Annotated in this window: 6 protein-coding genes and 1 pseudogene; 1 reads left to right on the top strand and 6 read right to left on the bottom strand. The window is 61.9% G+C overall.

Annotated elements, in window-relative coordinates; translation table 11 throughout:
* Positions 1-120: 120 nt before the first annotated feature.
* The 6 genes from ACRESD_RS15705 to ACRESD_RS15730 form a co-directional block, all read right to left on the bottom strand.
* A complete protein-coding gene (locus ACRESD_RS15705) occupies positions 121-2766 on the bottom strand; it encodes a TonB-dependent receptor (RefSeq protein WP_431751762.1) in 2646 nt (881 codons plus the stop codon).
* A gap of 102 nt (positions 2767-2868) precedes the next feature.
* Positions 2869-5808, bottom strand: coding sequence for a TonB-dependent receptor (locus ACRESD_RS15710; protein WP_431751763.1), 2940 nt, complete (start codon positions 5806-5808; stop codon positions 2869-2871).
* A 190-nt stretch (positions 5809-5998) separates the two neighbouring features.
* Complete coding sequence (locus tag ACRESD_RS15715; RefSeq protein ID WP_431751764.1) at positions 5999-6952, bottom strand: FecR domain-containing protein; 954 nt, start codon at positions 6950-6952, stop codon at positions 5999-6001.
* Positions 6949-7461, bottom strand: a complete 513-nt coding sequence (locus ACRESD_RS15720) for a sigma-70 family RNA polymerase sigma factor (RefSeq protein ID WP_431751765.1) — start codon at positions 7459-7461, stop codon at positions 6949-6951. The genes ACRESD_RS15715 and ACRESD_RS15720 overlap by 4 nt, the downstream gene beginning before the upstream one ends.
* Before the next feature lie 168 nt (positions 7462-7629).
* Positions 7630-8256, bottom strand: coding sequence for a glutathione S-transferase family protein (locus ACRESD_RS15725; RefSeq protein WP_431751766.1), 627 nt, complete (start codon positions 8254-8256; stop codon positions 7630-7632).
* Between the two features lie 135 nt (positions 8257-8391).
* Positions 8392-10449 carry a methyl-accepting chemotaxis protein gene (locus ACRESD_RS15730; RefSeq protein ID WP_431751767.1) on the bottom strand — a complete coding sequence of 686 codons (2058 nt, stop codon included), beginning with the start codon at positions 10447-10449 and terminating at the stop codon, positions 8392-8394.
* Between the two features lie 238 nt (positions 10450-10687).
* Between ACRESD_RS15730 and ACRESD_RS15735 the strand changes: the two are divergent.
* Positions 10688-10921, top strand: a pseudogene (locus ACRESD_RS15735) (AAA family ATPase); the annotation flags it as partial.

Here is a 10921-nt window from a genome sequence, read left to right on the forward strand (position 1 = left end):
GAGCTGGCTTGCCTGCGATATCGGTATGTCAATGACTGAAGCATCGAATGACACGACCTCATCGCAGGCAAGCCAGCTCCCACCTTCAAATTGCATCGTTTTGGCGAATGTCTTTCGCACTCAAAAGTTGTAGGAAACCCGGCTATACAACGTGCGCCCGAACGGGTCGGAATAGCGCGGGTCGTAGCCACTCTGGAAGGTCGAGGTCTGGTTGCTGAACGGCGGTTCGCGGTCGAACAGGTTCTGCACGCCGACCGTGACTTGGGCGGTGTCGCGCCAGGTGTAGGTGCCGGCCAGGTCCCAGACGCTCCAGGCGCTGACCTTGTCGTGATACGCACGGTTGTAGTCGTTGTAGCCACTGGTGTAGCGGTTGGTCAGAGAGGCGCCGAGCGGGCCTTTGCTCCAGGTGCCGGTCAGGCTGTGGCGCCAGCGGGCCACGGCCCCCGCCGAGGCGAAGTCACCGCCGCGGTAGTCACCAAGCTTGTCGATGAACGCGCCCTTGAGCTGCTGCTGGTACTCGTAGCTGTTGACGTAAGTGCCTTGCAGGTTGGCGCCGAACAGGCCCAGCCTGGACTCGGGAAAACGGTAATCGACGCTGACGTCCACGCCATTGGTCTTAACCTTGCCCAGGTTGGCCAGCCCGGTGACGATGTGGTCGATCGAACCATCGGCCTTGCGCACGATGCGCTCGGGGTACAGGTCGGGCTGTTCGAACACCGCCGACTCGGGGAATTCGGCGATCTGGTTGGCGATCTTGATCCACCAGAAATCCAGGCCCACGGACAGATCGCGTACCGGCTGATAGACAAAGCCCAGCGTCACGTTGCGCGCCGTCTCGGGACTGAGGTCCGGGTTGCCGCCCGTGCGGCTGAAGAACTGCTGGGCACAGTCGCGGTTGGCCAGGCCGCCGTTGCTCGGTGAGCCGCCGGCGCACAGGCGCGGGTCGTTGTAGTTGGCGTTGGTGAAGCCGGTGCTGTTCGGGTTGTACAACTCATACAAGGACGGCGCACGAAACCCTTCACTGTAGGCACCGCGCACCACCAACTCACGCCACGGTTGGAAGCGGAACGAGTACTTGGGGTTGGTGGTGTTGCCGAAGTCGCTGTATTTGTCGTGCCGCAACGCCGCCGACACTTCCAGGCTGTCGAGCACCGGCACGTTGACCTCGGCGTACTGCGCCGACACCGTGCGGTCCCCCGCAACGCTGCCGGCCGGGTCGATCCCCAGGCTTTGCACATTGGCGGCAAAGTCTTCAAAGACCTGGTGAAAATCCTCCTTGCGGTATTCACCGCCCAGTGCCAAGGCCGAGGGTCCGGCGCCAAACCAATCGCCAATGTCACGGCTCACGCGCCCATCGAGGCTTTTAACCCGGCCGACGGCCGTGGCGTAGTCACCGTCCACCACACTGGCATCGAGCAATGCCCTGCCCGCCGCCGACTGCGGGCCGAACGGATTGATCACGCCGGTATTGATGCCGTTGGCCACCGCGCGGTCATCCACATAACCGCTTTGGATCGCGTTGGTGACTTTGTTCTGGTTGTAGGCCGCGCCGACGTTGTAATCCCAACCCGCCGCCGTGCCCTCGAACGTCAACAGCAGACGCTGGCTGACGTTATCGTCCTCATGCTTACGCGGTCCCACCTCGCTTTCGCGCCAGTTCACATCGACCGGTTGGGTCGGATCGAGGGCAAAGTGGGTTGGCCCCGGTGTGATGCCGTTGCCAGGGTAGAACGGCGTGCCGGGCTGCACTTGCAACCCCTGCAACAAGCCCGGGCCGATCTGGGTGCGGTTGAGATTGCGTGCCCAGAAGTATTCGAGGCTGGCAGTGTGATCGTCGGCCAGCTTGGCGCTGGCCTTGCCGAAGAACGAGGTTTTTTCGGTTTCCGGCACCAGGTCCAGGTAGCTCCACAACGATTGTCGGCAAATGCCGCTGCGGGCGATCAAGCCGGGCGCGTTGCAACCGGACGCGGCCAATGGGTTGCTGGCATTCGAGCCCTGGCTCCAGTTGGCCGGCGAAGACACACCCGATGAGTAATCCAGGCCACGGCCCGGCTGATAGTTGTAGGTGTAGTCACGGTCTTTGGCTTTGAGGCTCTGCTGTTTGTCGTGACTGACCACGCCGAACACGTTGAAGCGATCCTCCTCCAGGTCACCGAAGCCCCAGCTGCCGCTGATGTTGTGGGTGTCACCCCCACCGGAATGGGTCGGTGTGCTGCCGCCCACGGTCAGTTGGCCTTCGGTCACGCTCTTCTTGGTGATGAAGTTGATCACCCCGCCGATGGCGTCCGTGCCATACAGCGCCGAGGCACCGTCGCGCAGGACTTCCACACGGTCGATGGCGGCAAACGGGATTGTATTGAGGTCGACGCCCGATGCATTGATCGCGCTGGTCGCGTTATTACTCAGGCGCCGGCCGTTGAGCAGCACCAAGGTTTTGTTGGGGCCGATGCCACGCAAATCGGCATACGCCGCGCCGCCGCTGCTGGAGCCAATCGAACGGCCAGAACCCACCGAAGATTGGTTGGCGGCAATGCGACTGACCAGTTGCTCGGTGGTGGTGACACCCTGTTTTTTCAGCTCGTCGGTGCGCAGGATCGTCACCGGCACAGCGGTTTCCGCATCGACCCGGCGGATGGCGCTGCCGGTGACTTCGATGCGTTGCAGTTGCGGGATCAGCGAGGGACTTTCGTCACTCTGCGGGTCAGCCGCCGCCACGGTGGCGGCGGCGAAGGTCAGTAGAAAACCAATGTGTTTGGGTTCAAGCATGGCGTCGAGGGCTCCCTGTCCAATGTCTGGGTATGCAGGGTTGTGCGTCGACGCCGAGGTTTTTATAGAGGCCCGTTTAGACCGTTAACGCATGTGCTTATGCTACTGGCCGAAGTGGTAACTCACGTCCAGCCACACCTGCCGGCCATAGGGGTCGTAGTTGCCGACCGGGTAATAGGGCCAGCCGGCAGAGTCGTCATGCTTGTAGGTGTTGAACAGGTTGTTGACGGTCAGCCCGACGCTGGCCTGGGTGTTGACTTGGTAGCGCGCACTGGCGTTGAAGGTGGTCCACGGCGACAAGCGCCCGTCACCGGCGCCGTTGGTCACGCTGCCATAACGCAGCGCCGTGAGGGTGCTGGTGAAGTGTTGGTAATCCCAGGTCAGGCTGGCATTGACCTTGCTGCGCCAGTCGTAGTTGTTGGTGCTGCTGCGCAGGTTCTGGGTTTGTGCTTCGTCCGACTCCTTGAGGTAGTGGGACAGCACCAGGCTGTAGCCGATGGTTGAGCTGAACGCACCGTATTGCCCCGCGCCCCAACGGATATTGCTTTTCAAATCCAGGCCACTGGCCCGTTCGCTGGCGGCGTTGATCGCGTTGACATACACCTGTTGCAGTTTGTTCGGGTCGACCGCCGCCGTACTCGCATTGCGCTGCACGCGAGCCAGCACGTCGGCGCAGGTGGCCGCATCGAGCAAGCCGTTGCGGCATTGGTCTTCCTGTTGCAACAGGCGGTTGATGTCGACGGTGGTCAGCAGGTCTTTGATCTGCACGCGCCAGAAGTCGGCGGAGAAATCGAACTGCGGCGACGGCGACCACACGAAGCCATAGGTCCAGGATTTACCACGCTCGGAAGCCAGGTCCGGGGTGCCGCTTTGGGTGTAGTCCACGCGTCCGCGATCACAGGCGCCCTCAAGGCCCTTGCTGCAACCGTAGTAATCGATCTGGTCCGGTTTGTAGCCCTTGGTGGGGGCTTGATACAGGTAATTGAGGTCAGGCGCGCGGAAGCTGGTGCCGTAGCTGCCGCGAAACAGCAAGCTGCTGATGGGCCGCCATTCCAGGCCCAGGTTGTAGGTTTTCTGCTGCTCGGAGCGACCACTGAATTTGTATTGGTCCCAACGCCCGGCAGCCGATGCCAGCAAGGTATCGGTCAGCGGAATGCTGAACTCACCACCGGCCGCATAACGGTCGCGAGCGCCGCCCGAGTTGCGGGTGGGCGTGGTGTTGTAGAAGGTACCGTCATTGAGTTGGTCATCGGCATGCACGCTGTAGGACTGGCGCCCCACTTCGGTCACGCCGGCAAAGCCCACCGGCCCGGCAGGCAGCTCGAACAGGTCGCCGTTGATGTTGGCACTGAAGGTCTGAGACACCGACTTGCTCTTTTGCACCAGGTTGCCGCGAAACTGCCGCCATTGTTCCTCAGTCAGCGGCTGGTCCAGGCGCGAAGGGTCCGGGGCAAACACCGGATGCCCATCCTGGGTGCCCAACTGCGGCCCCAGATAATAATCGCGGATGCCACTCAACGGCGTGTAGCGGGTGCTACGAGTGCTGCTGTACTCGGAGCGGTTCGCGGCGATCTGATAACCCCAGCCGGTGTCGGCTATTTTGTCTTCCAGGCCCAGGGTGCCGGTCCATGACAGCTCGCGCCATTTGCTGTTGTTGCTGGTCTTGCCGCCGATTTCTTCACTGGCGAAGGTACGCGACCAGCGCTCCAGGTTGCCGGTGTTCTGGTTGATGAAATCGGGCGAGGTGAAACTCGGCCCACGGGTGTTGTTCTGGATATGGTCGAAGCCGAACAGCAGGTCGGCGAACACCTTGCCGCTGTCGCTGAAATGCCAGGTACCCCGGGTGTAGCCGTCGTAGTTTTCCTTTTGTGCCTGGATAGTGGAGTAGTCGTTGTAGTACTGGTTGGTGGTGCAGCGGTTGCCGGTGTTGCCCAGTTTGCCGTTGAAGATCCCGCCATAGGCCGCACAGCCAGGGCCGAGGTAGGCACCGGTGTCGAGGTTGCGCCGGTAGCCGACGTTGACCGGCGGACCGTCGGTCATGAAGCCACGCTGGTTGGCCCAGATCGGTTGGCGGTTGCTCAGTTCCAGGCCGAACACGCCGTCGAAATCGCCCCAGCTGTCACCGCCGCTGATCTGCAGGCGCTGGTTGTCACCGCCGCCGCGCTCGGCATAACCGCCGCGTACGTTCACATCCACACCGCTGAGTTTGTCCTTGAGGATGATGTTGACCACGCCGGCAATGGCGTCAGAACCGTACACCGCCGACGCGCCGCTGCTGAGGATCTCGATGCGCTCGATCATCACCGCCGGAATGTTCGCCAGGTTGGTGAAGTTGACCGTGCCGTCGTACGCCGTGGGGTAGTCGGCCACACGTCGGCCATTGATCAACACCAGCGTATGGTTCGGCCCCAACCCGCGCAGGTTGAGGGCGCTGGCGGCCGGTTGGAAGGTGTTGCCGTAGTCTTCGCCCTGGGTCATGCCGGTGTTCTGGGTTTGCGAGGCGATGGCGTCATAGACGTTCTTGTAGCCACGGCTGGTGATCTCTTCGCCGCTGATCACCGTGACCGGCGACGGCCCTTCGACCTGCGCGCGGGCGATGCGTGAGCCGGTGACCACGACTTTTTCCAAGGCCACATCCCCCGGTACTTTAGCCGCCGTCGGTGCCGCCTTGACCGCCGCCGTCGGCGTCTTGGCCACCCGGCGCAACACCCAGCCGCCGTCACCGCTAGGCAGCGCTTCCAGGGCCGAGCCACGCAGCGCTTGTTGCAACGCCTGTTCGGTAGTGAAGGTGCCGCGCACCGGCGCACTGCTCAAGCCTTGCACCAGGTCTTGCTGGAAGGAAATGATCTGCCCACTGCTGCGCGACAGGGTCAACAGCGCCTGGTCGAGCGGGCCGCTGGCGATATCGAAGGCAAACGTCTGAACCTGCGCGGCCGCCGCCAACGGCTGCCCGAGGGCAATGGTGCCGTGGCCGTACAGCGTCATGCCAATCGCCAAAGACAGTGCCGCCAGAGAGGCGCGACGCGGGTGTGTGAAATGCATGGTTAAGCTTCCCATCAGTGATGTCCGTTTGGTGGGTTGAACAACCAATCAGGGGTTTTTATAGGTCGGCGTTAGGCCAAAAAAGCATGGGGTTATAACGCTCGCGAGGATGACGCACAGGCAGGCAAACCCATGCCTGCATGGGGTTGTGCAACAACCTCGGGATTTTTATAGAGCCTGCGATGAATTTTTATCGACGGTCGATGCTGACCCAATAGGCACTGTGCTGGTCGATCTGCACCGGTAAGGATTTAGCCAGCAATTGCAGGGCGCTGTCGGTGTCATCCAAGGGGAAGATCCCGCTCAAGCGCAAGCTCGCCGCTGCGGGGCTGACGCGGATGATGCCGCGCCGGTAATCACGCAACGCGTCCACCACCTCGCCCAAGGAGCGGTCGCGCACCTCCAGCCGGCCCTGGGTCCAGGCGGCTTCGCCACCGCTCGCAGCCTCCAGGGTCAGGATGCCCTGGGCGTCGAATGTGGCTTTCTGGCCGGCACTGAGCACCTGCACCGCACCGCTACGCGTGGTGATTTCAACCTGGGAGTGCTGCATGACGATCTGGGTGTGCGCCTGCCCCTGCTGCACCAGGAAGCGCGTGCCCAAGGCGCGCATTTGGCCGTGTTCGGTTTCGACGATAAACGGCCGATGGCTGTCTTTGCTCACATCCACCCACAGCTGCCCCTCCAGCAACTGCAACAACCGTTGCCCAGCATCAAAGTGCGGCATCACTTTGCTGCGTGCCGCCAGGGTCAACGCGCTACCGTCCTCCAGGGTCACACTCAAGCGCTCAGCGGTGCCGGTGCGCAACGCGCCTAACGGCAGCCAGCCGTCGGATAGCCGCGTCACCAGCCCCGCAAACGCCGCGACGCCCACCAACGCCAAGGTATTACGCATAAAACCACGACGGCCCGACGGTGCATTCAAGGTGTGCAACAGGCTGTCGCGGGGCATACGCCGCAACTCGTCGTTGCCCAGTATGGCCATGCCGCTGCCCATGCGGTTGAACACCTCTGCCCGCCTTGGGTCGCCTTCGCGCCAACGCCGGAATGCCGTGTGTTCCTGGGCACTGGCATGGCCGGATTGCAGCAGCGCCATCCATTGCGCCGCCTCCTCGATCATCGCCTCGTCCGGCGCTTTAGAACTCATGGTTGCGCCATCGCCAGGTAGCAACGCTTGAAGGCATCGGCCATGTATTGCTGAACCCGGCTCACTGACACCTGCAACCGCTCGGCAATCTGTACATAGGTCAAACCATCCAACTGGTGATACAGGAACGCCGCCTTGGCCTTGGCCGACAACCCGCTGAGCAAACGGTCCACCTCCAGCAGCGTTTCGATCAACAGCAAACGTTCTTCAGGCGAGGGATGCACCACCTGCGGCGCCAGGGCCAACGCTTCAAGATAGGCCCGCTCAAGGTCCTGGCGACGCCAGCCTTCATACATCAGCCGTCGTGCGATGGTGGTCAGCAAGGCACGCGGCTCGCGGATCGCCGCCGGGTCCGGCAACGCCAGCACCCGCAAGAAGGTTTCCGAAGCAATGTCCTGAGCCCCATGGGGGCAACCCATGGCCCGGCCAACACGGGAACACAGCCAGCTGTAATCACTCTTGAACATCTGCCCGATCAGGCCGAAATGTGGGTTCTGGTTCACACCCATGACATGCTCCGTGCGGATTACGGCCGTTCAGCCTTGCTGTTGAAGCGCGATGGGAAGTCATCGCGGCAAGGCCGGACTGTGCATGATCTTCGGCTAGGTCAGGAAAGAATAAAAAATTTCAAAGAGCTTCGTTATTGGCATATGCCGAAAGGAGCGCAAGTCTGCGTCCTATTTGGCAAACGCATACTCCCCGCCCTGCTCTACCGCCTTGCGATAAGCCGGACGTGCCTGGAAGCGCTGCACCCACGCCGCCAGGTTCGGATACGCCTGCAGCTTGCCCTGGGCCCTGGCGATTTCGCCGATAAAGCTCATCTGGATATCCGCACCGCTTAACTCGTTACCCACCAGATACGGCGTATCCGCCAGCACGTCGTTCAGGTAACCCAGGTAATTGGCAACCTCCGACTCAATGCGCGGATGCAGCGGCGCACCCGCCTCACCCAAGCGGCCGACATAGAGATTGAGCATCAGCGGCAGCATGGCCGAGCCTTCGGCGAAGTGCAGCCATTGCACGTATTTATCGTAGGTGGCGGTGCTGGGATCGGGTTGCAAACGGCCTTCACCGTGACGACGGATCAGGTAGTCGGTGATCGCGGCGGACTCGATCAATACCAGGGCGCCATCTTCGATCACCGGGGATTTGCCTAGCGGGTTGATGGCCTTGAGTTCGGGCGGCGCGAGGTTAGTCTTGGGGTCGCGGTGGTAACGCTTGATTTCATAGGGCAGGCCGAGTTCTTCGAGCAGCCAGAGGATACGTTGCGAGCGCGAGTTGTTGAGGTGGTGGACAGTGATCATGGTAGCTCCGCTAAGCGAAAGTGGGGTGTCTTGCAAAGAGACTACGCCAACGCCCGGGAGTGCCGACAATTCATTCACGGTGTTTTTGCTCTTTGTAGTGAGTGGGCTTGCCCGCTCACTACAAAGAGCCACCACTCAGTCCAAGCGAAAGCGCGCCGTGTTATCGCTCAACGCCCGGCTGCCTTTGCTCAAGCTATCCGCCGCCAGGTTCACCGCCCGTGCGCCGTCGAGCAGGCGCCCTGCGGCCTGGTCCACTTGTTGGATATTGCCGCTCACTTCATCCGCCGTAGCGGCCTGTTCTTCCACTGCCGCCGCGATCTGCGCCAGGGTGTCGGTAACGTTTTGCACGGCGCCGGCGATTTCGCCCAGGCGCGTGCCCAGGCCAGTGACGGATTCGGCATCGGTCAGGGCCTGGTCGCACGCAGCCCCCATCAGGCTCACGGCCTGGCTGACCGTGGCGCGCAAACTGTCCACTGTCCCGGCGATCTGCGCGGTGGAGGCCTGGGTGCGTTGCGACAGGCTGCGTACTTCGTCGGCCACCACGGCAAACCCTCGACCCTGTTCGCCGGCGCGGGCAGCTTCGATGGCGGCGTTGAGGGCCAGCAGGTTGGTCTGTTCGGCAATACCACGAATGGTGTCGACCACCGATTGAATCTGCTGGCCTTGCTGGCTGACCTGCTCCAAGGCGTTGGCGGTGTCGGTCAGGCGCTGGTTGAGCTGCTGGATGCTCGCCGTGGTGCGCTGGCTGTCGCGGCTGCTGTCCTCGGCAATGCGCCGAGTGTGCTGTGCACTTCCAGAGGCCTGTTCACAGCTCCTGGCGACGCCCATTGAAGTGGCGGCCAATTGGGTGGCGGCGGCAGCGATCTGGCTGATTTGGTGTTGCTGGTCTTCGACCTCGGTGAGGGTACTGCCCGATTGCGCGTTAAGGGTCAGTACGGCCGAACCGAGTTGTTGGGTTTCGTGATTGACCCCCAGCAGACTGGTGCGCAATTGCACCACGGCGACGTTGAGTGCGGTGCTGATCAGCGCCAGTTCATCGCGGCCCTCCACCGCCACTTCGACGCACAGGTTACCGTCACGCAAGGACTCGGCCAGTGTGGTGATACCGCTGGCGCTGCGGCGGATCGAGGCTTGCAGGCACATGAACAAGTACAGCGCCGCTAACGCCAACAAGCTGAACGTCGCCGCCACCGGAATGAACTGCTTGAGCGACTGCTCGCGGTAATAATCCAGGCGTGCATCCAGCGCATGCAGTGACTGGCTGCGCAGCGCGCCCAGTGCACCGAGCATGGCGTCGACACTGCTGTCGAACGCGGCGGTGTCGAGTTTGATGGTGCCGCCGAACACGCCCTCGTCCAACGCCTTGAGTTGGTTATCGAGTAATTGCAGGCTGGCTTCGTATTGCGCGCTCCACGGCTCAAGTCCCGGATATTGCTTGGCCTTGAGCGAAGCGGCAGCCTTGACCAGTTGGTCTCGGGCGTCGCCGATGCGGCCACGCAGGTCACGCATCTGCAACCGGCTTTGCAAGGTGAACTGCCCCGAGGCGATGGATGACTCACCGACACTGGCGGTGCGGCCAATGCGCTCGATCAGGTCTGGGGTGTGCTGGCTGGAGATCTGCATCAGCAGGTAGGTTTCCAGCCACGGGTCGAGGATCAGGCCGGTGTCCAGCGTGATCTGTTCGCGCAGGGTTTGCATGGCAGTCAGGGCGGCGGTGAAGCGGTCATAGCCGTCCGGCCACCAGCCCACGGTGCGCAGGGACTGAGTGTCCATACCCTTGACGGTGGCTTGCAAGGACTCGAAGCGCGCCAAGGTGTCGGCACTGGCGCGCGGGGTGTTGAGCGCATCGCCCAGGGCTTGCAGGCTTTGCAGGATCAGCGGGTTGCCGGCATCGACCTTATCCATCGCTGCCTGTGCGGCGGGGGTTGGCGTGTGCAGGATGTCCAAGGCTTTCCAGCGTGCGGCGAGGTTGCGTTGCGCGGTGAGTTGGCCGTCGAGCATGTCCAGGGCCAACAGCTGGCGAACGCCCGACTGTTCACTGGCAATCACCGCGAGCTTGTCACGATAGTCCAGCCCGATCAGCCACAGGCTTCCGGCCAAGGGCAACATGAACAGGAAGAACAGGATCTGGAACTTGCGCGCAAAACCGAAACGACCGAGCAGACGGATACCGGGTGATAAAAGACTGTGCATGGCCGACCACTCCCCAAACCCACCTAGAAATGACTAGAAGCAAAATGCCATGTCATTGATTAAACTGGCTCAAGCAAGATACGGGCCGTTGGTGCTGAGGCTGGAGACAGGCGCTTTTGCGCTGAGCTCTCTATGAGCTGCGCCCGAAAATGGGGCGAAAGCACTCAGTGTGGCGTGCACGCCTGTAACCACCTGGGACGAACCTTGGGTTTTTATGTTTTCAGCAAAGGATTTGCCCATGCAACGCATCATCATCCTCGGCAACGCCGGCAGCGGTAAATCAACCCTGGCCCGTGAACTGGGCAAGCGCCTCACGGCTCCGGTGGTACACCTGGACACGTTGTTCTGGGAACCGAACTGGATAGAAGCCGCTAACTACTTCTAACGTGAGCGGATTCAGCTGGCCATTGTCTCGGTCCGGTGGATCTGTGAAGGCTATTACGCTCGGCGGACCTTTGACCTGCGCCTGCCC

The sequence above is a fragment of the Pseudomonas sp. genome (assembly GCF_050739995.1).
GTDB lineage: Bacteria > Pseudomonadota > Gammaproteobacteria > Pseudomonadales > Pseudomonadaceae > Aquipseudomonas.

What these genes read in the sequence shown, in the direction of transcription:
- ACRESD_RS15730 (WP_431751767.1), bottom strand. Translation starts at nt 10,449, where the DNA reads ATGCACAGTCTTTTATCACCCGGTATCCGTCTGCTCGGTCGTTTCGGT.
- ACRESD_RS15710 (WP_431751763.1), bottom strand. Translation starts at nt 5,808, where the DNA reads ATGCATTTCACACACCCGCGTCGCGCCTCTCTGGCGGCACTGTCTTTG.
- ACRESD_RS15705 (WP_431751762.1), bottom strand. Translation starts at nt 2,766, where the DNA reads ATGCTTGAACCCAAACACATTGGTTTTCTACTGACCTTCGCCGCCGCC.
- ACRESD_RS15715 (WP_431751764.1), bottom strand. Translation starts at nt 6,952, where the DNA reads ATGAGTTCTAAAGCGCCGGACGAGGCGATGATCGAGGAGGCGGCGCAA.
- ACRESD_RS15720 (WP_431751765.1), bottom strand. Translation starts at nt 7,461, where the DNA reads ATGGGTGTGAACCAGAACCCACATTTCGGCCTGATCGGGCAGATGTTC.
- ACRESD_RS15725 (WP_431751766.1), bottom strand. Translation starts at nt 8,256, where the DNA reads ATGATCACTGTCCACCACCTCAACAACTCGCGCTCGCAACGTATCCTC.